The organism is Streptomyces sp. NPDC050548 (genome assembly GCF_044457385.1).
Lineage (GTDB): Bacteria > Actinomycetota > Actinomycetes > Streptomycetales > Streptomycetaceae > Streptomyces.
In genome coordinates, this window is the sequence record NZ_JBITGV010000018.1 from 162069 (window position 1) to 185127 (window position 23059).

Sequence of the window (23059 nt, forward strand, 5' to 3'; positions counted from 1 at the left end):
CGCTACGTGGCCGGGGCGACGAGCCGGTAGCCGACGCCTCGTACGGTCTCGATCAGCGCGGGCATCCGCAGTTTGGCGCGCAGGGACGCGACGTGCACCTCCAGGGTGCGCCCCGTGCCCTCCCAACTGGTGCGCCACACCTCGCTGATGATCTGCTCCCGCCGGAACACCACCCCGGGACGCTGTGCCAGCAGGGCCAGCAGATCGAACTCCTTGCGGGTCAGCTGGACGACCGAACCGTCCACGCTGACCTGGCGGGTGGGCAGTTCGATGCGCACCGGGCCCAGTCGCAGCGCGGTGTCGCCGCCCCCGCCCGCGCCCTCGTGGACGCTGCGCCGGCTGACGGCGTGGATGCGGGCCAGCAGCTCCCCGGTGTCGTACGGCTTCACCACGTAGTCGTCGGCTCCGAGGTTGAGGCCGTGGATGCGGGAGCGTACGTCGGACCGCGCGGTCACCATGATCACCGGGGTGCTGGTGCGCTTGCGGATCTTGCCGCAGACTTCGTAGCCGTCCTGGTCGGGCAGGCCGAGGTCGAGGAGGACGACTCCGAAGACGTCGCCCTCGGGGACGAGCGCCTGGAGGGCCTCCTCGCCGCTGCGGGCATGGGTGACCTCGAAGCCGTGCCGCGCCAGGACCGCGGACAGAGCGGCGGCGACATGGTTGTCGTCCTCGACGAGGAGCAGTCTCATCCCGGCCCCCTCCGGTTCATCGTTCGTATGGTCTCGGCCTGTACGAAAGCACGTCTCACGCGCGCGTGCACCCAGGCAGTCACGCTGATGGACGAAGACGCAGTCAAGGGGGTTCCGGTTGCGGGCGGTTTCCGTTACGCAGCCGGTACGCGTCCTTACGACAAGTGCTACAACACGTGTCCGATTGCTATCCGATCGTGATGCTCAGATCTCGCTCAGATGTGATGACGCTGGTCGCAAGGCCTCACTACTGTCCTCCGCAACCGACGAGGACGGAGCCAGCAAGCGATGACCAAGGTATCGGTGGCCAAGGAAGACGCGGTCCCGACGGGCGAACTGGTCGTCCTGAAGAGCGTCAACAAGCACTTCGGCGCGTTGCACGTACTCCAGGACATCGATCTGTCGATCGCCCGCGGCGAGGTCGTCGTGGTGATCGGGCCCTCGGGATCCGGAAAGTCCACGCTGTGCCGCACCATCAACCGCCTGGAGACGATCGATTCGGGCGACATCACGATCGACGGCAAGCCGCTGCCCGCGGAGGGCAAGGCACTCGCCCGGCTGCGGGCCGACGTGGGCATGGTCTTCCAGTCCTTCAACCTCTTCGCGCACAAGACGGTGCTCGAAAACGTGATGCTGGGTCAGATCAAGGTCCGCAAGGCCGACAAGACGCAGGCCGAGGCGAAGGCGCGTGCGCTGCTCGACCGGGTCGGCGTGACCACCCAGGCGGACAAGTACCCCGCCCAGCTCTCCGGCGGCCAGCAGCAGCGTGTCGCCATCGCGCGGGCGCTGGCCATGGACCCCAAGGTCATGCTCTTCGACGAGCCGACGTCGGCGCTCGACCCGGAGATGATCAACGAGGTCCTGGAGGTCATGCAGCAGCTCGCCCGCGACGGCATGACCATGATCGTCGTCACCCATGAAATGGGGTTCGCCCGCTCGGCCGCGAACCGAGTCGTGTTCATGGCCGACGGCCGCATCGTCGAAGAGGCCGTGCCGGACCAGTTCTTCAGCAACCCGCGCAGCGACCGGGCCAAGGACTTCCTGTCGAAGATCCTCCACCACTGACGCCCTGAACTTCTTCGTCACTGACGTTCATCACTGAAGACCTGCATCTCTTCACCACTCAAAGGATGTTCATCATGAAGCTCCGCAAGGTCACCGCCGCCTCAGCCGCCGTACTCGCCCTCGCGCTCGCCGCCACGGCCTGCGGCTCCGACAACGACAATGACAAGGACAGCGGCGCCAGCTCCTCGGGCGGCAGCAAGAAGATCACCATCGGCATCAAGTTCGATCAGCCGGGCATCGGCCAGAAGACGCCGCAGGGTTACGCCGGTTTCGACGTCGACGTCGCGACGTACATCGCCAAGAAGCTCGGCTACAGCGCGGATCAGATCGAGTGGAAGGAGTCGAAGAGCGCCGACCGCGAGACCATGCTGCAGCGCGGGGACGTCGAGTTCATCGCCGCTTCGTACTCGATCACCGCGGAGCGCCAGAAGTCGGTCGACTTCGCCGGCCCGTACCTGCTGGCCCACCAGGACGTCCTGGTCCGCGCCGACGACAACTCGATCAAGTCGCCGGCGGACCTCAACAGCAAGAAGCTGTGTTCGGTGACCGGCTCGACGTCGGCGCAGAACGTCAAGGACAAGCTGGCCCCCAAGGCCAACCTGCAGGTGTACCCGACGTACTCGGCGTGCCTCACCGGTCTGCAGAGCGGCGCCATCGACGCGCTGACCACGGACGACTCCATCCTGGCCGGTTACGCCTCGCAGTCCCAGTTCAAGGGCAAGTTCAAGCTCGGCGGCTTCAAGATGACCAACGAGAACTACGGCATCGGCGTCAAGAAGGGCAGTGCTCTCAAGGCCAAGATCAACACGGCCCTGGAGTCGATGGTGTCCGACGGTTCCTGGAAGACGGCCGTCGACAAGAACTTCGGCCCGGCGGGCTACAAGAACGAGCCCGCGCCGAAGATCGGCGACATCAAGAGCTGAGGCAACGCCTGACGGGTGCGCCGCTCACGGGGGAACGGCGCGCCGAGGCATCCCTACACGCGGAAGCGCGGGAAATCGTGTTCGACTTTCTTGACGGTTACGACCTACTAGGGGCCTTCTGGACGACGGTGCAGCTGACCCTGCTCGCCGGCGTCGGCTCCCTGGTGTGGGGAACCCTGCTGACCGCCATGCGCGTCGGCCCGGTACCTCTGATGCGCGGTTTCGCCACCGCCTACGTGAACATCGTGCGGAACATCCCGTTGACCGTGATCATCCTGTTCACCTCACTGGGACTGAGCCAGACCCTGGGGATCAACCTCGGTGCGGAGAGGTTCGAGTCGATCAACTTCCGGCTCGCCGTACTCGGTCTGACCGCCTACACCTCGGCCTTCGTGTGCGAGGCACTGCGGGCCGGCATCAACACGGTGCCGGTCGGACAGGCGGAGGCGGCCCGTGCGATCGGCCTCAGCTTCACCCAGGTGCTCCGGCTCGTCGTGCTGCCGCAGGCGTTCCGCTCGGCGGTCGGCCCGCTGACGAACGTTCTGATCGCGCTCACCAAGAACACCACGGTGGCCGCCGCTATCGGCGTCGCCGAGGCGGCGGCCCTGATGAAGACGATGGTCGAGAAGGAGGCCCAGCTCATCCCGATCGCCTCGATCTTCGCGCTGGGCTTCGTGATCCTCACGCTGCCGACCGGCCTGATCCTCGGCTGGGTGGGCAAGAAGGTGGCGGTGAAGCGATGACTTCCGTTCTCTACGATGCCCAGGGGCCGAGCGCCAAGCGGCGGAACGTCCTCTACACAGCGGTCTTCCTCGCCGCCCTGGCAGCGGTGCTGTGGTGGGTGTACAGCAAGCTCGACGACAAGGGCCAACTCGACTGGGTGCTGTGGAAGCCGTTCTTCTCCAGCACCGAGGCCTGGTCCACGTACATCTGGCCCGGGCTGCAGAACACCCTGAAGGCCGCGGCGCTCAGCATGGTCATCGCACTGCCGCTCGGTGCCGTCCTCGGCATCGCCCGGCTCTCGGACCACGTCTGGGTCCGCGTACCGGCCTCGATCGTCGTGGAATTCTTCCGCGCCATCCCGGTACTGGTCCTGATGATCTTCGGGCTTGCTCTGTTCGCCAAGTACACGAACGTCAGCTCGGACGACCGTCCGCTCTACGCGGTCGTCACGGGACTCGTGCTGTACAACGCCTCGGTCCTCGCGGAGATCGTCCGGGCCGGCATTCTGGCCCTGCCGAAGGGCCAGACCGAGGCGGCGATGGCGGTCGGTCTGCGCAAGAGCCAGGTGATGCGGCTGATCCTGCTGCCGCAGTCGGTCACCGTGATGCTCCCGGCCCTCGTCAGCCAGCTCGTCGTGATGGTGAAGGACACCGCCCTCGGCGGCGCGGTGCTCACGTTCTCCGAACTGCTCGCATCGGCCAACACGATGATCGGCTACTACGGCAACACCATCGCCAGCTTCACGGTGGTAGCCGTGATCTTCATCCTGATCAACTTCTCCCTCACGACCTTCGCAAGCTGGCTGGAGGGCAGGCTCCGGCGCAGCAAGAAGAGCACGGGTGCCGTGGTCGGTGTGGAAATGCTTGAGGACCTCGACGCCGTCGGCCACGCTCAGCCGTTCGAGCCGGGCGGCAAGGACAAGGCATAGGTCCAGGGAATTACCGGGTTTCCCGCGAGGGGTGGTGCGCGTATGTCGCACCACCCCTCGTCCGTTCACTGAAGCATTCTTGGTCGGTCAGTTGATGGGCGTGACCGCGACGCTCCTGGTGTCACCGGACGCCGGGAGGTAGATGGCGAGAGTGGCATTGGCGTGCAGTTTGCCGATGATGCTCACCACAGCCGTCTTGTTGCATCCCTCCACGGTCGTGGAGTCGTCCGTGTACCCGCCTTCGGGGTGCGGGGCGGAAACACGCACCCGCCATTTCTTGCACCCCTTGTAGGTCACGTGAATGTAGTGGTTCCGGGTGTTGCTCATCATCAGGCTGCGGTACTGCTTGTCCGAGTAGTGCCACTTGTATCCGCCGCCGAGAACGTCGATATCACCCGAGCGTGTGCCGAGGTAGACGGCATCTGGGTCGTCGGCCGAAGCGGGCGCCGCAGCGAGGGCACCCGTCATGACTGCCAGAGCCGCACCAAGGACCGTCATCCTTATGCATGCCCCGCGATACGTGAAGGACATCGATTACTCCTAGATCGTCACTGAAGATGCGTCACCCGGTGCGGCGACCGCCCAACGCCGGGTCATGCCGGATAGTCGCCCCACTTCCAGGTCCACGCATCACTGAAGTCCGTGTCAGGGTAGTAAATGATCTTGGCGGTCGCGGAGAACGACTTGCACTTGTTCTTGGCGGGCAGTGTTTTCGTCTCCGTCTCGACGGGCGCGGTTCCCGAGGTCACTTTCTCGTAGACCTTCTTGGTCGGGTTGGTGCAGTAGATGTATCCCCGCAGGGAGAACACTTTTGCGGTGCAGCCGGGGCGAGTCCTGAACCAGGCCTTCAGGTACGTTCCGAACTGGTCCGAGTCGTACCAGACACGGAGTTGCGGTGCACCGCAACCGACTGCGGCGGCCGGGGTCGCGGTGAGCATGGCGACCGAAGAAGCCAGAACGGCGCTGGCGAGCACGACCGAACCGCGCTTGGCCAAGGAACCGAACGGCCGACGCCGTGGGACTGACAACTGCATCCCTCTTCACCCTTCCAGGGGACGGTTTTCCATTTCAAGTGGATTCACTTCGCCGCACCGGCGAAGTGATGGCTCATTACACCCCGGGCAACCTGTCCACCGATATCCCCTTCCCAGGGGTACGGAATCGGACATTCGCGACACACGACCCACGGCGACCATTGGTACACCTCAAGAAAACCTCAGATCGTCCGACATGAAGACATGGAAAGCTTGACGCCCGGCCGGCCCCGGGAAAAAATGAAGCAAACTTGGCCGCCCTGACCACGCGGCCAGACCCCAGCATTACGCAAATCACAGAAGGCTGACCGGGGGAGCGAAATGCGAATTGAGATAGTCGATGACAGGAGTTCCTTCCGGGCGAGCCTTCTCGCCGCATTGGAGACTCAATCATCACTGAATGTTGAGATCGAGAGCGGACGAAGGCCCGACATCATCATCACCGGCCACATCCAGGGACACGACTCCACCGAATTCCTGAAACTCGCCGAAAAAACCTTCCCGGAAATACCGGTACTGATCATAGTCGAGCAGCTCCAGGCGGGCGATATTCGACATGTACTGATGATGGGTGCGGCCGGAATCCTCTTCCAGGAGACCGCCGCGCACCATATCTCATGGGCCATTCCAGCAATCCTGAACGGCTGCCGCGCATTGTCACCTGAAGTATCCGAATCGATGATCGGCGAATACCTCGACTCCGCTTCCATGACACCGCAGGAGAAATCCGCACGGGAAAATGTCAACCGCTTGAGCGGCAGAGAACAGGAGGTCCTGCAGCTCCTCGGTCACGGAATGTCGAACCGGGAGATCGCAACCAGCCTCTCCATCAGCCCCGAAACCGTAAAAGATCACGTCCGGTCCATCCGCTCCAAACTCAACGTCGCCAATCGTGTCCACGCCGCTCACGTCGCCTGGCTCGCACGCGGCATGACGGCCTGCGCGGCGTAGGCCCACGACCCGGATCGACCGCGAAACAGGGCGGGGTGACCGCCATCGCCTCCGTCACTTGACGCAAGCACCGGCAATGGGTTGCATACGTTCTGTGATCGTGCACCCCGCTTCAACTGCCCGTTTCCATACGTCCCTCAGGACACCACTGCGGGCAGGGGGCAGCGCGCCATGGACCCGGTGATCATCGTCGGAGCAGGGCCCGTGGGACTCACGCTCGCCCTTGCGCTGGCCCGCCACGAGGTCCCCTCCGTGATCCTCGACGAGGGGCCGGGCAAGGACGAACAGCGGCTCGCGCGGACGGTGGTACTGCGCGAGGACACCGTCGCGCTCATCGAGCGCCTGACGGGCTTCCCGCTGTCCGAAGCCGGTTTCCGTTGGGCCGGATGGCGGTCGATGCGGCGCAAGCAGGTGATGCGCGAGATCAGGTTCGACGCGCAGGGTGACGACGCGGAAGGCGCCACCGGTGCGGCGGGCCCCGGGGGCGAGGAAGAAATCGCCGCCCCACTGCACATCGCCCAGCACGTGCTGACCGGCGCCCTGCGCCAGGCCCTCGCGGGCGAGCGGCTGGTGAAGCTCGCCGTGGACAACCGCCTCGACGCGGTCGAACAGGAGCCCTCGGGCGTCACCGCCCACACCCGCGGCCCCAAGGGCACCTGGTGGCGCGGCAGTTACCTGGTCGGCTGCGACGGCCCGCGCTCCACCGTGCGCAAGCTCCTGGACATCCGCTTCCCCGGCCGTACGGCGGTGGAGCGACACGCCGTGGCCGCGCTGCGCACGGAACTTCCGTGGCCCGACCAGGCGTTGTTGCACCGGGTGCCGCCGTGGCGGACGTCCGGACCCTCGGCCGGGGAGGTCACCGGACGCCCCCTCCCGGACGGCGTGTGGCGCCTGGACTGGCTGCTGCCGCCGGGCAAGGACCTGGTCACGCCCGAGCTGCTGCTCACCCGTATCCGGGAGACCCTCGCGGGCTGGACCGAGGGGCCTACACCGCCGTACGAACTGCTCGACACCGGCGTACACACCGTGCACCACCGGCTCGCGCGCCGGTGGCGGGTGGGGCGGGTGTTTCTCGCCGGGGACGCGGCGCATCTACTGGGGGCGCTCGGTACGCAGGGGCTGGACGAGGGGCTGCGGGACGCCGACAACCTCGCCTGGAAGCTGGCGCTCGCCTGGCACCACGGGCCGCACGAGGCGCTGCTCGACAGCTATCAGGCGGAGCGGCGGGCGGTCGTCGCGGCCCGGCTGCGCGCCGCCGACCAGGCGCTGCCGTTGGTGCGCGGCGGTGCGGGGTTGCGCGCGGTCGTGCCCGGCTCGGCCCGTGGCCACGACTCGTTGCTCACGGACGGTCACTTGGGGCGCGGCGCGCTCGGTGCGCCGGGGGCGTACGCCGACTCGCCGCTCGCGCCCCGGCACATCGAGGGCGAGGTCGACGTCGACACCCCGCCCGGTGCACCGGTCACCGATATCCGGGTCACCGCGGAGGACGGCTCCTTCGTACGGCTGCGGGACCGCCTCGGGCGCGGTGCCCTGCTGGTCGTACTGGTCGCACCGGGCACGGGCGTCTGGGAGCGCAAGCACTGGGTGACCGCCGGGGTCATGCCACGCCTGGCCGCCGCGGTGACGGCGCTGCCGCACCCGGCCGAACTGCTGGTCGCCGAGAGCTACCCGGGCGCCGCCGCCCACACGGTCCTGCTCGTACGACCCGACGGACACCTGGTCACCGCGCTGAGCGGGGTGCGGCCGGCCGATCTGTACGCGGCGGCCGAGGCGACCCTGGGCGGCCCGGCGAAGACGGAGGCCACGGCCGGCTCGCGCTGAGGCCTCCGTCCGCCAACTGTCCACATAGTGACTCTGAGTTGACCCGCAAGCACCGTCGTGCTCTACTCCGGATCATGACCGACACCTCTGTCCACCTCTGGCGGAAGGTCCATCTGGACCTCGTCCGCTACGTGGGCTGCGTCTGTCACGTCTCCTGCTGAATTCGCATCTCTCTCACTCGCGCGCGCCCTTTCTGTGGGCCCGTGCGCGCCCTCGCGAACACTCATCAGGACGGTGCACGTGTCTGTCTCCCCCTCTGCCTCCGTGTCCCCCGCCGCGCCCGCCCAGGCTCCGACACAGGCGGACCTGCTCGACTTCGTACGGCGTACGGCCGCCGACGCCGAACTCATCGCCTCGCTCCCCCTCGACCCCGAGGGCCGCACCTGGGTGCGGCTCGAAGGGCCCAGCGGCAGCGAGGCCTGGCTGATCGGCTGGCCGCCCGGCAGCGGCACCGGCTGGCACGACCACGCCGACTCGGTGGGCGCCTTCCTCACCGCCGCCGGCGAGCTCAAGGAGAACTCGCTCGCCGCGCGGCTCCCGAGCCACGGCTGGAAGACCCTCGAACTGGAGGAGGGCGTGGACCGCGAGCGGCGGCTACCGACCGGCAAGGGCCGCGCCTTCGGCCACCACCACGTCCACGAGGTGTTCAACGAGTCCACCGAAGAGCACGCGGTCTCCGTCCACGCCTACTACCCGCCGCTGCCGCAGATCCGCCGCTACAGCCGCACCGGCCCGGTGCTGCGCCTTGAGCAGGTCGAGCGCCCGGAGGACTGGCAGTGAGTGCCGTACGCGAACAGCCGCCCGGCATAGACGAGTTGCTGGAGCGGGTCCGCGCGGACTACCGGCGGATCGAAGCCAGGGAGGCATACGACGCCGCCCGCGACGGCACGGCTCTCCTGGTCGACATCCGCTACGCGGCCCTGCGCGACCGGGACGGTCTCATCCCCGGCGCCCTGGTCGTCGAGCGCAACGAACTGGAGTGGCGCCTCGACCCCCAGGGCAGCCACCGCGTCCCCGAGGCCACCGGCCACGACCTGCGCGTCGTGGTGATCTGCAACGAGGGCTACGCCTCCAGCCTGGCCGCCGCGTCCCTGCACCGACTGGGCCTGCACCGCGCGACGGACCTGGTCGGCGGCTTCCAGGCCTGGAAGGCGGCGGGACTCCCTGTCACGTTGTAGACACAGTGTCTACAACGTGACAGTCCGGCTCCCGCCTCGGCTCACAGTCCGTCGGAGGGACAGTAGAGCGGGGCGGTGTCCGCGTTGGCCTTCGTGACCAGGCGGGCCGGGGTCGTGGCGATCTTCTCCACCTTCTCCTTACGGAGAAGGCTGATGACGTGGGTGACGGCCAGTTCGCCGGTGTCCTTGGCCGAGTTGGAGACGGTGGCGGCGAAGCGGCCGTCCTTGAGAGCGGCGAGAGCCTCGTCGGTGCCGTTGACCGTCACGATCCTGACGCCCTTGGCGCCGGCCGCGTCGAACGCCTTGCGGGCGGCGAACGCCATCTCCTCGTTGGCGACGAAGGCGTAGTCCAGACCGGGATGCGCCTTGATCATGTCCGCGGCGACGATCTTCGCCTTCGCGGCGACGAACATGGCGGGCTGGTTCGCGACCACCTTCGCGTTCGCCGGCAGTCCCTCGGCGAATCCGCCGACCAGCAGGTCGGAGGCGGCGCCCGGCGCACCCGCGATGACGGCCACCTGCACCTCGCGGCCGACTGCGTCGTCCTCGATCCAGTCGGCGTCGAGCTTGCCCACCGCCTTCAGGTCGACGACGACGGCTCCGAGGATGTCGGACGGATCGGCGCTGACCGAGGTCAGGAAGATCGGGATGTGCGCCTTCTTGGCCTTGGCGATGTCGCTCTTGAGCGCGTTCGTGTTGACGGTCTGCACGATGATCGCGTCGACATGGCGCGCGATCATGGCCTGGATGTTGGAGAGTTCCTGCGCTGCGTCCTGATGCGAGTTGGCCGTGACGAGCCTCGCGAAGTTGCTCTTGGCCGTGTTCGCGATCGACTCCTGCAGACACGTGTGGAACTCGGTACTGCCGCCGTTGACGAACCCGAGCGTGATCGGCCCGTCGTCGGCGGGCGCGGCACTCGATTCGAGTCCGCAGCCACTCAGTAGGCAGCCACTCAGTAAGAGGCCGACACCGACCAAGGAGGCCACCAGCGGTCTTCGGTGGTGCGCGGGCGGGAACAAGGGGGCCGCCTTTCATGACATGCGAAGGATCGGCCGATGGAACGGCCTGAAGACGCTCAGGCACGCCTGACTGCGGCTCAGCAGGCGGGAGGGCCGGGGAGTGACGGCAGCAGAAGCTACCCCCGCACCAAACATGCGAACCCTTCACGGAACGCACACTTAGCATGCGGAACACGCGCCCCCGGTGAATCGGGAACGGTGCGTCGTCCCCCAGTGGCTACTCCCTCGCCGTCGCCACCGTCACCGCCCGCAACCGGAGCGCCGCCCGCCCGGGAAGGGCCGTGGCGACGAGTGCGAGCGCCGCGCCGACCGTCACCACCGTGACGTACACGAGAGGGGTGACCGACGGCGCGGCCCGGCCGGTCATCCCGATACTGAACGCGGTCAGCACGGCGAGGGCGACACCACTGCCGAGCGCCGTGGCGAGCAGCACCACCGACAGCGCCTCGATCCGCAGCATCCGCAGCACCTGACGGCGGGTCGCCCCCGCGAGCCGCAGAAGCGCGAACTCCCGGACCCGCTCGGCGACCGACATGGCGAGCGTGTTGACCACGGCGATACCCGTGAAGGCCAGGACAAGGCCCATGGCCAGGTAGTTGACCTCGGCGTTCGCCTGCTGCCGCCGCGCCTGGAGCGAGTCGGCGGCGGCCGGCGCGAGAACACGGATGTCCGGGAACTCACGGAGGGTAGTCGCGAGTTGTGTCTGTGTACGGGGCGTGCTGACAAGGACGGAGGAGGCGAGCGGGTTGTCGACATGCCGGGCGACGAGATCGTGCGCGAGGGTGAGATCACCGAAGCCGAGACCCCTGGCGTAGACGGCGACGACGGTGAGCGTGGCGGGCGTGCCGTCGCCGAGCGTGAGCTTCAGGGTGCCACCGGGCTTCAAGTGGAGCTGCTCCGCGGCCAGTTCGCTTACGGCCACGGTGTGCTCGGTGAGTCCGTCGAGCGATCCGGCGGTGACATCGGGATCCCAGGTGCGGGTGAGTCCGGCGGGTGTGACCCCTTGGGCCACGTATTTGTCGAGGCCCACACGGACGGTCGTACGGACGACCTCGGTGACGATGTCGTGCCTCGCGCGGAGTTGCCGTGCGGCCTCGGCGGGGACACCAGGTCCCTGGGAGGCGACGACCCAGTCGGCACGGACACCTTCACGGGCCTGGGCACGGGCGGCGTCGCCGAGCGTGGGCTGGACGAACAGGACGGTGCAGGTCATGCCGATCAGCAGGGTGAGGGGGGTGACGACGGAGGCCATGCGAACGGCGTTGCCCCGGAGGTTGGCGGTGGCCAGCCGACCGGTCGGGCCGCTGCGCCGGAGCGGACCGCGGAGGACGAGAACGGCCGCCTTGACGAGGAGCGGCCCGAGGAGGGCGACGGAGGTGGACAGGACCACAACAGCCAGGAAGGTCACGGGCGTTGAGGCGGGCTCGGTGCGCAGCTTGCTGAGCACGGCGACCAGCACGACCCCGCCCACGAGAAGGACGAGCCCGGCGAGGAGACGACCGCGGGTGAGTCCGGCGCGTGCGGTGAGACGGGTGCGTGTCGTGAGGCGCGTGCGTGTCGTGAGGCGCGTGCGCGCGGACTTGGCTTCGGCTTCGACTCCTGCTTCGGCTTCGGTTCCTGCTTCGGCTCCCGCTCCCGCTCCTGGCTCGGCCTCGGCCAGTGCCTGGGCCGGGCGGATCCTGGAGATACGGCGGGAGGCGACCCGTGCGGCGGTCCAGGCACCGAGAGCGGTCGCGACGAGGGCGGCCAGCGGCGGGGCGACGCCGGTGGTGTGCTGGAGGGTGGCCGGGACGGCACCCAGGGCGACGAACCTGTTGTAGAGCCAAGTGCCCAGCGGAAGCCCGAGCAGAGCGCCCGCGACGCCGGCGACCGTGCCGACGATCAGGGCCTCGCGGCCGAGGAGTCGGCGGATCTGGCCGGAGGTGGCGGCCACGGCGCGGAGCAGGGCGAGTTCGCGGTGACGCTGCTGGACGGAGAGCACGAAGGTGCCGACGACCACGAGAACCGCCACGAGCAACGAAGTGCCACCCATGGCACCGCCGATGCTGACCAGCCTTGTCCTGGCCGTCGCGGCGTCCAGGAACTCGACGGGGCCACGGGCGTCGCCGGTGGTGACCTGAACGGTGGAGCCGAGTGAGGTGGTGGGGCGGAGCGAGGTGGTGGTGCCGGGAAGCGCGGTCGGCCCGTGGAGGACTGTGGTGATGGCCTGCCGCAGCCGTTCCGCGCTTGTGCCCTTGGCCGGGAGCACTCCGAACGCGGTGACCTGCCCGGGGTGCGCGGCCAGACGGCGGGCCTCGCCCGCGGAGAAGAAGAGCGATGTCTGATGGCGTACGGGCGTGGCGGGAGCGGCGATTCCGGTGATCCGGTAGACGCGCGGGGCCTGTGTGGACTGGACGGTGAGACGGTCGCCGGGCCGGAGTCGGGCCCGCAAGGCGAAGTCGCGGTCGATGACCAGATCGGTGGCGGCTCGCGGAGCGCCGCCGGTGACGAGCCGGTACGGCGTCAACGCGGCGGAGTCCCAGGCGTGCCCGTAGGCGGTCCGGCCGCCGGTGCCGGTGGGTGTCAACGGCTGGGCCAGGAAGGTCAGTTCGGGGATGACACGGGCGACGCCCGGGGTGCGTGCGAGCGTGGTTTCCAGGTTCTCGGGGAGCCAGGCGCGCTCGGCGATCGGTTTCGCCTTGTGTTTGACCTTGGTCTTGCCCTTCTTGTGTTTGACGGTGGTCCGGTGGACGTTCTGATCGGCGGAGACCACGACGGAGCTCGCCGCGTAGCGCTCGGTGCGGATGGTGCCGCGCAGGCCGGTGTCGAGGAGAGTGCCGCAGGCTGTGATGAGGGCAGCCGCGCACATCAGGGAGAGAAAGGCGCCCAGGAAACCGGCCTTGCGGGCGCGGACGGACCGGAGGGCGTAGCGCAGCATCATGAGGGCTCGGTCTCTTTTCCGTTGCACGCCGGGGCGGCTTCGGCGAGGGGTGCCGGGAAGGCGAGGAATCGGGTGAGTACGGTGCGGGCGCCGGCCGGTGTCTCTGCTTCGGGGCGCTTGTAGCGGTTGAGGAGGGCGATGTACTCCTCGAAGAACGCCCCGAGTTCGGGCAGCGTCAGCCGGACTGTGCCGCGCGAGTAGGGGAAGGCGTCCGCCCACGGCCCGGTCTCGGCAGCGTCCCGCTGGAACTGCTCGAAGAGTTCCAGATCGGCGGCGTACGCATGGTGGTTGAGCTCGTCCATGACGTGCCGCATCTCGGCACTCTGGCGACTGCGCGGCGGAAAGCGACGGTCACCGGGAACGGCCCGCCACCAGCGCTCGCGACCGTGACCGTGGTCAGGCGGGCGCCCGGTCTCCGCCTCCGTCTCCTCGACGAAGCCGTAGCGGGCGAGTTCACGCAGGTGGTAGCTGGTGGAGCCGGTGTTCAGGCCCAGTGCGCGGGCAAGTGTGGCCGAGGTGGCGGGACCGTGCAGGGTGAGGTGCTGGAGGATGCGCTGTCGACGGGGCTGTGCGAGCGCCTTCAGCGTGGCGAGGTCGGAGAGTTCGACCGGCGCGGGTGTCGGCGAGGTCGGTTCGTCGGGTGTCTCCGCGCCAGGTGTGCGGGGTTCCGGTGCCATGCGTACACAGTCGTTTGTGCACAGGTGTCTGTGCACTGCGGCAATCCGGCGTCTTCAACGGGGGGTTAGCCCTACCTGAGGCATCGGCCGGTGCTCGCCTGAACGCGGTCGGCGCCCCCGCGCGTCCACCGTGTTCAGGCCAGGCCGTGTGCACCACCGAGAAGTCGGAGCCGGGCAGGAGCCCAGGGGAACCCGAGAAGGAACTCGGACCGGAACCCGGATCAGTACCCCTCGTCCCCGAGGAACTCCGTGTCCTCGCCCTCTTCTTCCAGCGCCTGGCGGACCACCCTGAGGGCCATGCCCTGGGAGTAGCCCTTGCGGGCCAGCATGCCCGCGAGGCGCCGTAGCCTCTTGTCGCGGTCGAGGCCCTGGGTGGACCGCAGTTTGCGGTCGACCAGTTCGCGTGCCGTCGTCTCTTCCTGCTCGGGGTCGAGCTGGGAGACGGCCTCGTCGATCAGCGTGGAGTCGACGCCCTTGGTGCGCAGCTCCTGGGCGAGCGCGCGGCGCGCCAGTCCCCGGCCGTGGTGCCGGGACTCCACCCAGGCATCCGCGAACGCACCGTCGTTGATCAGTCCGACCTCCTCGAACCGCGACAGCACCTCGTCCGCGACCTCGTCCGGGATCTCCCGCTTGCGCAGGGCGTCCGCCAGTTGCTTGCGGGTGCGCGGGTTCCCGGTGAGCAGGCGCAGACAGATGCCTCGCGCCCGCTCAGCCGGGTCCGCCGGTGGCTCCTCCTTCTCGGCCCTCGACGAGGAGAAGTCACCCCCGTTCTCTCCGGACGACTCTCCGAAGCCGCGGCCACGGCGCCCACGCCTACCGCGTGCGCCGTCACCACGTGCCGTACCCCCACGTGAGCCACCCTCCCGTGAGCTGCCTTCCCATGAACGATCCCCGTCGCCTCCGCCGCGCGCTCCGCGGCTGCGGCGCGAACCGCGACCGGGTGCGTCGTCGTCAGCGGACTCGCCGCCGGGCGAAGTGCCGCCGGGCGCCGAGCTTCTGAAAAGCCGACCGGTGCCCGCCGGACTCTCGCCGGGTTCCGAGCCGCCGAAAAGCGGACCGGCCGCACTATCGAAGCCGCCGGCCGACCAGCCGCCGCCCGGCTCGTCGCCGTACGGTCCGTCCGTGCCGTACGGCTCCTCGGGTACGCCGTCCGCACCGTAGGCCTGGCCGTCACCGCCTCCCCCGCGCCCCTGCGGGGCGCCGGGATACGCGTAGTCGGCCCAGTCCGTTCGTCGTGTCACGGGTCAGCTCTTGGCTGCCGTGGCCTTGGCCTTGGTGGTCTTGGCCGCAGCTGCCGGAGCGGGCACCGCCTTGGCGGCGTCGTCCGTGGCGGTGGGAACCGCCGCGTCCGCGACCGGCTCGACGACGGGCTTGTCCTTCTCCGGACGGACGCCCACGCCCAGCTTCTCCAGGATCTTCTTCTCGATCTCGTTGGCCAGGTCGGGGTTGTCCTTCAGGAAGTTGCGCGCGTTCTCCTTGCCCTGGCCGAGCTGGTCGCCCTCGTACGTGTACCAGGCGCCGGCCTTGCGGACGAAGCCGTTCTCCACGCCCATGTCGATCAGGCCGCCCTCGCGGCTGATGCCGTGGCCGTAGAGGATGTCGAACTCGGCCTGCTTGAAGGGCGGGGCGACCTTGTTCTTGACGACCTTGACGCGGGTGCGGTTGCCGACCGCGTCCGTGCCGTCCTTCAGGGTCTCGATGCGGCGGATGTCGAGTCGCACCGAGGCGTAGAACTTCAGCGCGCGGCCACCGGTCGTGGTCTCCGGGGAGCCGAACATCACGCCGATCTTCTCGCGGAGCTGGTTGATGAAGATGGCGGTGGTCTTGGACTGGTTGAGCGCGCTGGTGATCTTCCGCAGGGCCTGGCTCATCAGACGGGCCTGCAGACCGACGTGGCTGTCACCCATCTCGCCCTCGATCTCCGCGCGCGGGACGAGTGCCGCGACGGAGTCGATGACGATGAGGTCGAGGGCACCGGAGCGGACCAGCATGTCCACGATCTCCAGGGCCTGCTCGCCGTTGTCCGGCTGGGACAGGATCAGGTTGTCGATGTCGACGCCGAGCTTCTTCGCGTACTCGGGGTCGAGGGCGTGCTCCGCGTCCACGAACGCGACCTGGCCGCCGGCCCGCTGGGCGTTCGCCACCGCGTGCAGGGTCAGGGTCGTCTTGCCGGAGGACTCCGGGCCGTAGACCTCCACCACTCGGCCGCGCGGCAGGCCGCCGACGCCGAGGGCGACGTCGAGTGCGGTCGACCCGGTGGGGATGACCTCGATGGGCTCGTTCGGCCGCTCGCCCAGGCGCATCACCGCGCCCTTGCCGAATTGCCGTTCAATCTGTGCGAGTGCGGCGTCCAACGCCTTCTCGCGGTCGGTTCCTGCCATGGGTTCCACCCGATTTGCTTGAGTCGATCGCTTCACGTCAAAGACGCTAACGCCTGCCACTGACAATGCGTCCCGACGCCCGTCCGGCCTGTGGATAACTCGGGCACTTCACCATCAAAAGCCTGCCGAAATGCCCGCCATGGCCTCGCCGGAGCTTCCATAAGAATGGATGTTCGATTTTCGTGTCAAGCGCACCACGCGGCACTCACGTCATCTGCGCCCTGTGCCGTCGAAGCATGATGAAGGCGAGTTCGTGTCGCCGACGTCGTTGCTGCGTACGGTCGTCGGATGGAGAGCTGGGGCGAGGGCGACGTACGTGCCCGGATACGGGAGATGGCCGCACGGGACCAGGAGCGGTCGCGCTTCGGGGCGGATACACACCGGTACGAGCTGGCTCCGGCGCTGCCCGAGGCGGAGATCAGAGCCTTTGAGGAAGCCCATGGCATCGATCTGCCGGCGCAGTACCGGTCCTTCGTCGCGGAGGTGGGCAACGGACCCGCCGGTCCCGGCCACGGGTTGATGCCATTGACAGTCCCCCGCCCGAAGACCGGCGAGGGGTGGGCTGTGGACCACGAGTGGGAAGAAGACCGGCTGCCGGGCCGACTTGCCGAGCCGTTTCCCCTCACCGAACCCCTGCCCGGCCGCATCGGCCCATCGGCCTGTGGGCTGACCCGGGGCACGCTCATGCTGGCCGAAGAGGGCTGCGGCATCTACGTCCGGCTGATCCTGAACGGCCCGCGAAAGGGCGAGGTCTGGCAGATCGACCCTGACTGGGGCGGCTTCGTCCCGGTGAACCCCGGTTTTCGCACCTGGTACACCGAGTGGCTGCAGCGTGGCTTTGTTCACGAGTCGTGAAGCCAGTCTTACAGGCTCGCCACCTCGACCCGAGCCGAACCACCAGCCGAGGTCGGCCGAAGGCGCCTCCGTCAGCTGGGCGACCGCCGTCCCTGCGGGCGGCGATTCACCCTCTCAGCTCGTCGAAGTGCCCTGACGGAAGCACATCCGCCAGCGGCGACCCAGTCCGGACGGCCTCGGCCACATCGCAGTTCAGGAAGGTCACCCAGGTGGCGGGCGGCGCGTCGTCGGGAACTCGTGGCCATGCCCCGGGGAGCCCTACTTCCGTCGGCGTACGGCTGGTGTCTTCGGGCGTACGACGACTGCGCGGCGGGTTCCCGCGAGGCTCGGGCCATGACTCGGGCCCTGAAGAGCCACGTACACCCCGCCGAGCGTCTCTGCCATGCGACCGGTGCCCTGCTGATCCTCTCCGGGTTGGTGCACCTGGTGGTGTTCGCGGTCGACGGCGGCCCCTGGTACGGGCCCGTCTCCTGGCGCAAGCCCGTCACGTTCGGGCTCTCCTTCGGGGCGACGCTGATCGCGGTCACCTGGGTGACGTCGTATCTGCGTGTCGGGGCCCGGTTGCGCACCGTCCTGCTCGTCGTGTTCGCCGCCGACTGCCTGGTGGAGGTCGGCGGCATCACCCTTCAGGCGTGGCGCCGGGTGCCGTCGCACCTCGACATGGAGACGCCCTTCGACACGGCGGTGTCCATGACGCTCGCGGTGGGCGGCGGTGTCCTCGTCGTACTGCTCACCGTGTTCGCGGTGGCGTCCTTACGGCACCGGCCGACGGGTCCTGCGGGGATGGCGCTCGCGGTGCGTTCCGGGTTCGCGATCCTGCTCGTCGCGCTGGCCTCGGGCGCCGCGATGATCGCGCGCGGGGTCGTCCTCGCCCGGACCGGTCACCAGGAGGCCGCCTACCACTCGACGGCCTCGCTCAAGCCGTTGCACGGGGTGAGCCTGCACGCCGTCCTGGTCCTGCCGGCCCTGACCTGGCTGCTGTCCCGCACGCCCTGGAGCGAGACGGTACGACTGCGGACCGTGGTGGTGGCTGTCGGCTGCTACGCCCTCGCGGTGGCCGGAGCCGGAGCGTGGGCCGTGCTCACGTACTGACCTCGACGCCCTGGTGCTCTCGCGGGGTCATCCCTCAGGCCTCAGGCCTCAGGAGGAGCCTTCTCCGGAGTCCCCCGGGTCGGGGTCGGTCGGCCCGGAGTCCTCGGGGCCGGGGTTCTTGGGGTCAGAGTTCGTGGGGCCGGAACCAGTCGCCCCGGAGTCGGTCGCCCCAGGATCACCAGGTCCGGAGTCGGCTGCCTCGGACCCGGTCGCCCCGGAACCGGCTGTCCCGTCGGAGTCGGCCGCCGTGCGCTCCGTCGCCTCCGTAGCCCCCGGCCTCCGCTCCCACAACCCGCGCGCGCGGGTCAGCAGATCGGGCCCGCCGGACTCTCGGGTGGGCCGGTGCCCATGCACCCGGGGATCGTCCGTGACGGCGTACCGCTTCACATACGCCCCGAGGAACGCCTGAAGCGTGGCCACGGCCGGAATGGAGATCAGCGCGCCCACGGCACCCAGGAGCGCGGTGCCCGCGATGACCGAGCCGAAGGCGACCGCGGGGTGGATGTCGACGGTCTTCGCGGTCAGCTTGGGCTGCAGCATGTAGTTCTCGAACTGCTGGTAGACCACGACGAAGATCAGCACCCACAGGGCGTACCAGGGGTCCACGGTGAAGGCGATCAGCATGGGCAGGGCGCCCGCGAGATACGTGCCGATGGTCGGGATGAACTGGGAGACCAGTCCCACCCAGACGGCGAGCACGGGCGCGTACGGGATGCCCAGCGCCTGCAGCAGGATGTAGTGCGCCACTCCGGAGACCAGCGCCATCAGACCGCGGGAGTATATGTAGCCGCCGGTCTTGTCGACGGCGATCTCCCATGCGCGCAGCACCTCGGCCTGCCGGGCAGGCGGCAGCACGGAGCACAGGGCGCGCCGCAGTCGCGGCCCGTCGGCGGCGAAGTAGAACGAGAACAGGCCGATCGTCAGCAGCTGGAAGAGTCCGCCGAGGACCTGGGTGGACACGTCCAGCACGCCGGTGGCGCTGTTCTGCACGTACTTGCGCAGCCAGTCGGAGTGGAGCAGCCCCTCCTGGATGTCGACCCGTCTCAGGTCCGTGTGGAAGTGCCCGTTGACCCAGTTGATGACCGAGTCGAGGTAGTTCGGAAAGTCCTCGATCATCTTGATGATCTGGCCGGCGAGCATCGAGCCGAGCAGGGTGACGAACCCGGCGCTCACGATCAGCAGACCGAGGAAGACCAGGAAGGTGGCCAGCCCCCGGCGCATGCCGTAGGCGGACATCCGGCTCACGGCGGGCTCGATGGCGAGGGCCAGGAAGAACGCGATGAGGATGTTGAGCAGCAGCCCGATGAGCTGGTGGAAGGCCCAACTGCCCAGCTGGAACACGGCGACGAGGGCGAGCGCCAGCACCATGGCACGCGGCAGCCAGCGCGGCATGCCGGTGCCCGGCGCGGCGCCGTCGGCCATGGGCCGGGTCGGCGGCGTCGTACCGGCCGGGGATGCCTGCGGGGTGTCGTGCCCGCTCTCGTCAGTGGATGCCACGGGCCAAGTCTCGCCTACGCCACTGACAACCGGTCACCGCCGTCGATCTTCGTGACCGATCAGCGACTTTCCTGCGGAACGTTCATGACCGCGCAGACCACGCGCCACACGTCCTTGGCCTCCCAGCCCGCGTCCAGCGCCTCGTCCACCGTCCGCCCGCCGAGTTCCGTCATCACGTGATCGCGCGCGAAGCTCTCGGCGTACCCCGCCCCGAAGTGCTCCGTCATCCGCTGCCAGAAGACCGTCAACCGCATGACACCAGTATCCCGCCCCTGAGAGTGGGCCCGGGCCGGGACCGCCTGCCGAGACCGCTTTCCGTCCTACGGTCTGACGCATGGCCGAAACAGGAGCTTCCCCACTCCCCCCGACGCCCCCGGCGCACTCCCCGCTCTTCCGCGGCGAGCATTTCGTCTGGCTCACCGCGCGCGTGCTGGAGCAGCGCCTCTTCGCGTACCACTTCCTCAACGGCGAACCCGATCCGGTGGAGACGGCGCTGGACGCGTACCGCAACGAGGACGGCGGGTACGGGCACGCGCTGGAACCCGATCTGCGCGGCCCGGTGAGCCAGCCACTGCACACCGGTCACGCTCTTCGCGTCCTGGACTCCATTGGGCGCTGCGGCGGGCAGCGGGTGGAACGCGTGTGCCGCTATCTGACCTCGGTCTCCACCGCCGACGGCGCCCTGCCGGCGATCCTTCCCGGCCAGCGCGGCTATCCGACGGCGCCGTTCGTGCCGATCGTGGACGACCCGCCCAGTGAACTCCTCGCCACCGGGCCCGTCGTGGGCCTCCTGCACCGCAACGAGGTGTGGCACGCCTGGCTGTTCCGGGCCACCGACTTCTGCTGGCAGGCCGTCGACTCCCTGGAGAAGTCGCACCCCTACGAGATCGAGGCCGCAGTCGCCTTCCTGGACTCGGCACCCGACCGCCCGCGCGCGGAGGCCGCCGCCGACCGGCTCGGCCGCCTGGTGCGCGAGCATCGCCTCGCCGCCCTGGACCCGGACCACCTGGAGGCCTACCCGGTCGCCCCCGGATACGCGCCGGGCGAGCACCACTTCCCGTACGACTACGCGAAGACGCCGAGTTCCCTCGCGCGCGCGTGGTTCACGGACGACGAGATGGCCCGCTCCCTGGACCATCTGTCGGCCGGCCAGCAGGAGGACGGCGGCTGGCCCATCCGCTGGCGTCAATGGGCGCCGGGCATCGCCCTGGAGGCACGCCCCATGGTGACGATCCAGGCACTGCGCACCCTGAAGGCGTACGGCCGCTCCGTCGGCTGACTCCGGGGCCTCAGCCGCCCATGGCCCGCGCACCCGCCGTCACCAGCACGGCCGCCGCGACGACGAGCAGGAAGGGTGCCCGCAGCACCAGCGCCGCGGCGGCCGCCGCGAGTCCCGCGGTCCGGGCGTCGAGCACGAGCGTGTGCCCGTCGGCGAAGGTCTGTTGGGCCGTGAGCGCGGCGAGGAGGGCGACGGGCAGCAGGGCGGCCAGCCGCTTCACGAGCGGACGCTCCAGAGCACCGGCGGGTACCAGGAGTCCGGCGAGTTTGACGAGGTAGCAGCCGAGGGCTGTGGCCGCGATCGCGATCCAGACGGTCAACTGTCTTCCTCCTGTGCGTCATTACGTGTTCCAGCCTGCCGACGGCCTTCTACGTAGAGGGCGATCGGCGCCGCGAGAGCCGCCGCCAGGACCGGCACTCCGGCCGGCAGCACGGGCAAGAGCCCCAGTCCCAGCAGGACCGCCAGCGCGGCGACGGCGCGCTCGACGGTGGACTTGAGCATGGGCGCGAGCAGTGCCAGGAAGACGGCGGGTCCGGCCGCGTCGAGACCCCAGGCGTCGGTGTCGCCGATGGCCTTGGCGCCGAGCGCGCCGAGCAGCGTGGTCAGGTTCCACAGCACGTACAGGGTGAGCCCGGTGACGGTGAACCCGATCCGCGCGGCACGCCGGGTGGGCTGGGCGAGCGTGACAGCCGTCGTCTCGTCGATGACCCACTGGGCGGCGAACGGCCGCACCGCGCGCGGGAGGGCCAGCAACTGCGAGAGGCGCAGCCCGTAGAAGGTGTTGCGCACGCCGAGGAAGAAGGCTCCCGCCGCCGCGGTGAGCGGATTGCCGCCGGCCGCGAGCGCTCCCACGAGCGCGAACTGGGAGGCGCCGGTGAACACCAGGAGGCTGAGAGCGCAGGTCTGGAGCGGGGTGAGCCCGCCGCCGGCCGAGGTCACCCCGAAGGCGAACCCCGACAGCCCTACGGCGATCCCGACTCCGAGGGCGTCCCGTACGACGGCGGAGTCAGGCTTGCTCCCAGCCTCTTCTCCTCCCCCTCGGGTGCGTATGTCGTCTGAAGCGATCTGTTCTGGCACACGTCGGACGGTAGGAGGAGCTTCCGCCCCGCGTCTTGTACGTTCTTGCGCTCCCGCTGGTACGCACCCGGGGGCACGCCCACGATCCGGGCGAAGTGCCGGTTGAGGTGCGGCTGATCCGTGAACCCGACGGCCACTGCGGCCTCCGCGGGCGCCGTACCCGCGTCCAGGAGCCGGCGTGCCCGGCGTACCCGGGCGTCGGTCAGCCAAGCGTGGGGCGGCATCCCGTAGGCGCCCCGGAACGCGCGCAGCAGCGCGAACGGACTGGTTTCCAGATCCCCGGCGAGCTGCTCCAGGGTGGGCGGATCCACCATCCGGTCCTCCAGCACGGCACGCGCGCGTGCGGCGACCCGGCCGCCCGCCGTGGGCACGGCACGCGGGGGCAGCCGACCACCGTTCAGCCGGAGCAGCCTGGTGACGGCGACCCGCAGCAGGGTGTCGGCGGCGAGTGCGTTGCCTTCGTCGGCCGCGCGCAGCACCTGGTGGACGAGCCCGACGGCGTAAGGGTCGTCGAGCACGGGACTGACGAACCCGGGCGTGCCGCGGATCGAGGTGGTCTCGGCGGCTATCGCGGCCACCACCTCGGGCGACGGGTAGACCGCGCCGTACCGCCAGCCCTCGGGAACGCCCGCCCTCCCGGTGTGCGGGGTGTCCGGGTTCACCAACGCGAGCGCTCCGGCCCCGGCGTAGACATCGCTCCCACCGTGATGGAACACCTCGGCGCCGTCCGCGATGGCGGCGATGACGAAGTGCTCGTGCGTGTGCCGTACGAACGTCTTGCTGATGTACTGGGCGCGGAGCAGGTCGACTCCGGGCAGTTCCGTGTACCGCCAGTGCCTCGCCAGCTCGCCCGTGCCTGCCATACGACCATTCTCCGCCACGCGGGCAGCAGGCACAGAAACCGTTCTGCACACCGCTGTCAGAGAATTCCCGCAGGTCAGACGCATTGT

24 protein-coding genes are annotated in these 23059 nt (G+C 69.0%); 11 read left to right on the top strand and 13 right to left on the bottom strand.

Features of this window, described 5'->3' with window-relative positions:
* Positions 1–2: 2 nt before the first annotated feature.
* Complete coding sequence (locus ACIBJH_RS38265; protein WP_399121532.1) at positions 3–689, bottom strand: response regulator transcription factor; 687 nt, start codon at positions 687–689, stop codon at positions 3–5.
* Between the two features lie 288 nt (positions 690–977).
* Here ACIBJH_RS38265 and ACIBJH_RS38270 point away from each other — a divergent pair, with 288 nt between their 5' ends.
* The 4 genes from ACIBJH_RS38270 to ACIBJH_RS38285 all read left to right on the top strand — a co-directional run bounded on the left by ACIBJH_RS38270 (position 978) and on the right by ACIBJH_RS38285 (position 4328).
* On the top strand, positions 978–1754 hold the full coding sequence (locus tag ACIBJH_RS38270) for an amino acid ABC transporter ATP-binding protein (protein WP_399121533.1): 777 nt from the start codon (positions 978–980) through the stop codon (positions 1752–1754).
* A gap of 74 nt (positions 1755–1828) precedes the next feature.
* Entirely contained in the window at positions 1829–2677 is an 849-nt protein-coding gene (locus tag ACIBJH_RS38275; protein WP_399121534.1) for a glutamate ABC transporter substrate-binding protein, read from the top strand.
* 77 nt (positions 2678–2754) lie between these two features.
* A complete protein-coding gene (locus ACIBJH_RS38280) occupies positions 2755–3420 on the top strand; it encodes an amino acid ABC transporter permease (RefSeq protein WP_200709676.1) in 666 nt (221 codons plus the stop codon).
* A complete protein-coding gene (locus ACIBJH_RS38285; protein ID WP_399121535.1) occupies positions 3417–4328 on the top strand; it encodes an amino acid ABC transporter permease in 912 nt (303 codons plus the stop codon). Before ACIBJH_RS38280 ends, ACIBJH_RS38285 begins: the two co-directional genes overlap by 4 nt.
* A gap of 87 nt (positions 4329–4415) precedes the next feature.
* On the opposite strand, the gene ACIBJH_RS38290 is transcribed toward ACIBJH_RS38285, so the two are convergent.
* Both ACIBJH_RS38290 and ACIBJH_RS38295 read right to left on the bottom strand, forming a co-directional pair.
* A complete protein-coding gene (locus ACIBJH_RS38290; RefSeq protein WP_399121536.1) occupies positions 4416–4859 on the bottom strand; it encodes a hypothetical protein in 444 nt (147 codons plus the stop codon).
* A gap of 62 nt (positions 4860–4921) precedes the next feature.
* Positions 4922–5323: a hypothetical protein gene (locus ACIBJH_RS38295; RefSeq protein ID WP_399121537.1), complete on the bottom strand. Its 402-nt coding sequence runs from the start codon at positions 5321–5323 to the stop codon at positions 4922–4924.
* A gap of 360 nt (positions 5324–5683) precedes the next feature.
* Here ACIBJH_RS38295 and ACIBJH_RS38300 point away from each other — a divergent pair, with 360 nt between their 5' ends.
* The 4 genes from ACIBJH_RS38300 to ACIBJH_RS38315 all read left to right on the top strand — a co-directional run bounded on the left by ACIBJH_RS38300 (position 5684) and on the right by ACIBJH_RS38315 (position 9312).
* The gene (locus tag ACIBJH_RS38300) at positions 5684–6313 is read left to right on the top strand and encodes a response regulator transcription factor (RefSeq protein ID WP_399121538.1); all 630 of its coding nucleotides are present in this window, start codon (positions 5684–5686) and stop codon (positions 6311–6313) included.
* A gap of 171 nt (positions 6314–6484) precedes the next feature.
* Positions 6485–8134, top strand: a complete 1650-nt coding sequence (locus tag ACIBJH_RS38305) for an FAD-dependent monooxygenase (protein ID WP_399121539.1) — start codon at positions 6485–6487, stop codon at positions 8132–8134.
* Positions 8135–8374: 240 nt separating this feature from the next.
* Positions 8375–8914: a cysteine dioxygenase gene (locus tag ACIBJH_RS38310; RefSeq protein ID WP_399121540.1), complete on the top strand. Its 540-nt coding sequence runs from the start codon at positions 8375–8377 to the stop codon at positions 8912–8914.
* The gene (locus tag ACIBJH_RS38315; RefSeq protein ID WP_399121541.1) at positions 8911–9312 is read left to right on the top strand and encodes a rhodanese-like domain-containing protein; all 402 of its coding nucleotides are present in this window, start codon (positions 8911–8913) and stop codon (positions 9310–9312) included. Before ACIBJH_RS38310 ends, ACIBJH_RS38315 begins: the two co-directional genes overlap by 4 nt.
* Positions 9313–9353: 41 nt before the next feature.
* Here ACIBJH_RS38315 and ACIBJH_RS38320 read toward each other — a convergent pair whose 3' ends face one another.
* The 5 genes from ACIBJH_RS38320 to recA all read right to left on the bottom strand — a co-directional run bounded on the left by ACIBJH_RS38320 (position 9354) and on the right by recA (position 16309).
* Positions 9354–10298, bottom strand: coding sequence for a sugar ABC transporter substrate-binding protein (locus ACIBJH_RS38320; protein ID WP_399121542.1), 945 nt, complete (start codon positions 10296–10298; stop codon positions 9354–9356).
* A 250-nt stretch (positions 10299–10548) separates the two neighbouring features.
* Complete coding sequence (locus tag ACIBJH_RS38325; protein WP_399121543.1) at positions 10549–13251, bottom strand: FtsX-like permease family protein; 2703 nt, start codon at positions 13249–13251, stop codon at positions 10549–10551.
* The gene (locus tag ACIBJH_RS38330) at positions 13248–13928 is read right to left on the bottom strand and encodes an ArsR/SmtB family transcription factor (RefSeq protein ID WP_399121544.1); all 681 of its coding nucleotides are present in this window, start codon (positions 13926–13928) and stop codon (positions 13248–13250) included. The genes ACIBJH_RS38325 and ACIBJH_RS38330 overlap by 4 nt, the downstream gene beginning before the upstream one ends.
* A 221-nt stretch (positions 13929–14149) precedes the next feature.
* On the bottom strand, positions 14150–15169 hold the full coding sequence (gene recX / locus ACIBJH_RS38335) for a recombination regulator RecX (RefSeq protein ID WP_399121545.1): 1020 nt from the start codon (positions 15167–15169) through the stop codon (positions 14150–14152).
* Between the two features lie 3 nt (positions 15170–15172).
* A complete protein-coding gene (gene recA, locus ACIBJH_RS38340; protein WP_399121546.1) occupies positions 15173–16309 on the bottom strand; it encodes a recombinase RecA in 1137 nt (378 codons plus the stop codon).
* 333 nt (positions 16310–16642) lie between these two features.
* Here recA and ACIBJH_RS38345 point away from each other — a divergent pair, with 333 nt between their 5' ends.
* Complete coding sequence (locus tag ACIBJH_RS38345; RefSeq protein WP_399121547.1) at positions 16643–17164, top strand: SMI1/KNR4 family protein; 522 nt, start codon at positions 16643–16645, stop codon at positions 17162–17164.
* 333 nt (positions 17165–17497) lie between these two features.
* A complete protein-coding gene (locus ACIBJH_RS38350; protein ID WP_399121548.1) occupies positions 17498–18256 on the top strand; it encodes a hypothetical protein in 759 nt (252 codons plus the stop codon).
* A 48-nt stretch (positions 18257–18304) separates the two neighbouring features.
* On the opposite strand, the gene ACIBJH_RS38355 is transcribed toward ACIBJH_RS38350, so the two are convergent.
* Positions 18305–19753: an AI-2E family transporter gene (locus ACIBJH_RS38355; protein ID WP_399121549.1), complete on the bottom strand. Its 1449-nt coding sequence runs from the start codon at positions 19751–19753 to the stop codon at positions 18305–18307.
* Positions 19754–19812: 59 nt separating this feature from the next.
* Positions 19813–20007 carry a DUF3046 domain-containing protein gene (locus tag ACIBJH_RS38360; RefSeq protein ID WP_399121550.1) on the bottom strand — a complete coding sequence of 65 codons (195 nt, stop codon included), beginning with the start codon at positions 20005–20007 and terminating at the stop codon, positions 19813–19815.
* An 80-nt stretch (positions 20008–20087) separates the two neighbouring features.
* Between ACIBJH_RS38360 and ACIBJH_RS38365 the strand changes: the two genes are divergently transcribed.
* The gene (locus tag ACIBJH_RS38365; RefSeq protein WP_399121551.1) at positions 20088–21032 is read left to right on the top strand and encodes a hypothetical protein; all 945 of its coding nucleotides are present in this window, start codon (positions 20088–20090) and stop codon (positions 21030–21032) included.
* Positions 21033–21042: 10 nt separating this feature from the next.
* On the opposite strand, the gene ACIBJH_RS38370 is transcribed toward ACIBJH_RS38365, so the two are convergent.
* Genes ACIBJH_RS38370 through ACIBJH_RS38380 form a run of 3 tightly spaced genes read right to left on the bottom strand, consistent with a single transcriptional unit; the run spans position 21043 to position 22972 of the window.
* The gene (locus ACIBJH_RS38370) at positions 21043–21351 is read right to left on the bottom strand and encodes an AzlD domain-containing protein (protein ID WP_399121552.1); all 309 of its coding nucleotides are present in this window, start codon (positions 21349–21351) and stop codon (positions 21043–21045) included.
* On the bottom strand, positions 21348–22109 hold the full coding sequence (locus tag ACIBJH_RS38375; RefSeq protein WP_399121553.1) for an AzlC family ABC transporter permease: 762 nt from the start codon (positions 22107–22109) through the stop codon (positions 21348–21350). The genes ACIBJH_RS38370 and ACIBJH_RS38375 overlap by 4 nt, the downstream gene beginning before the upstream one ends.
* Positions 21995–22972, bottom strand: coding sequence for an AraC family transcriptional regulator (locus ACIBJH_RS38380; RefSeq protein WP_399121554.1), 978 nt, complete (start codon positions 22970–22972; stop codon positions 21995–21997). Before ACIBJH_RS38380 ends, ACIBJH_RS38375 begins: the two co-directional genes overlap by 115 nt.
* Positions 22973–23059 lie beyond the last annotated feature (87 nt).

Excerpts from the sequence above, each read along its gene's own strand:
- ACIBJH_RS38275 (WP_399121534.1), top strand. The coding sequence starts at position 1,829 with ATGAAGCTCCGCAAGGTCACCGCCGCCTCAGCCGCCGTACTCGCCCTC.
- ACIBJH_RS38350 (WP_399121548.1), top strand. The coding sequence starts at position 17,498 with ATGACTCGGGCCCTGAAGAGCCACGTACACCCCGCCGAGCGTCTCTGC.
- ACIBJH_RS38365 (WP_399121551.1), top strand. The coding sequence starts at position 20,088 with ATGGCCGAAACAGGAGCTTCCCCACTCCCCCCGACGCCCCCGGCGCAC.
- ACIBJH_RS38325 (WP_399121543.1), bottom strand. The coding sequence starts at position 13,251 with ATGATGCTGCGCTACGCCCTCCGGTCCGTCCGCGCCCGCAAGGCCGGT.
- ACIBJH_RS38285 (WP_399121535.1), top strand. The coding sequence starts at position 3,417 with ATGACTTCCGTTCTCTACGATGCCCAGGGGCCGAGCGCCAAGCGGCGG.
- ACIBJH_RS38380 (WP_399121554.1), bottom strand. The coding sequence starts at position 22,972 with ATGGCAGGCACGGGCGAGCTGGCGAGGCACTGGCGGTACACGGAACTG.
- ACIBJH_RS38305 (WP_399121539.1), top strand. The coding sequence starts at position 6,485 with ATGGACCCGGTGATCATCGTCGGAGCAGGGCCCGTGGGACTCACGCTC.
- ACIBJH_RS38345 (WP_399121547.1), top strand. The coding sequence starts at position 16,643 with ATGGCCGCACGGGACCAGGAGCGGTCGCGCTTCGGGGCGGATACACAC.
- ACIBJH_RS38360 (WP_399121550.1), bottom strand. The coding sequence starts at position 20,007 with ATGCGGTTGACGGTCTTCTGGCAGCGGATGACGGAGCACTTCGGGGCG.
- recA (WP_399121546.1), bottom strand. The coding sequence starts at position 16,309 with ATGGCAGGAACCGACCGCGAGAAGGCGTTGGACGCCGCACTCGCACAG.
- ACIBJH_RS38270 (WP_399121533.1), top strand. The coding sequence starts at position 978 with ATGACCAAGGTATCGGTGGCCAAGGAAGACGCGGTCCCGACGGGCGAA.
- ACIBJH_RS38265 (WP_399121532.1), bottom strand. The coding sequence starts at position 689 with ATGAGACTGCTCCTCGTCGAGGACGACAACCATGTCGCCGCCGCTCTG.
- ACIBJH_RS38330 (WP_399121544.1), bottom strand. The coding sequence starts at position 13,928 with ATGGCACCGGAACCCCGCACACCTGGCGCGGAGACACCCGACGAACCG.
- ACIBJH_RS38290 (WP_399121536.1), bottom strand. The coding sequence starts at position 4,859 with ATGTCCTTCACGTATCGCGGGGCATGCATAAGGATGACGGTCCTTGGT.
- ACIBJH_RS38300 (WP_399121538.1), top strand. The coding sequence starts at position 5,684 with ATGCGAATTGAGATAGTCGATGACAGGAGTTCCTTCCGGGCGAGCCTT.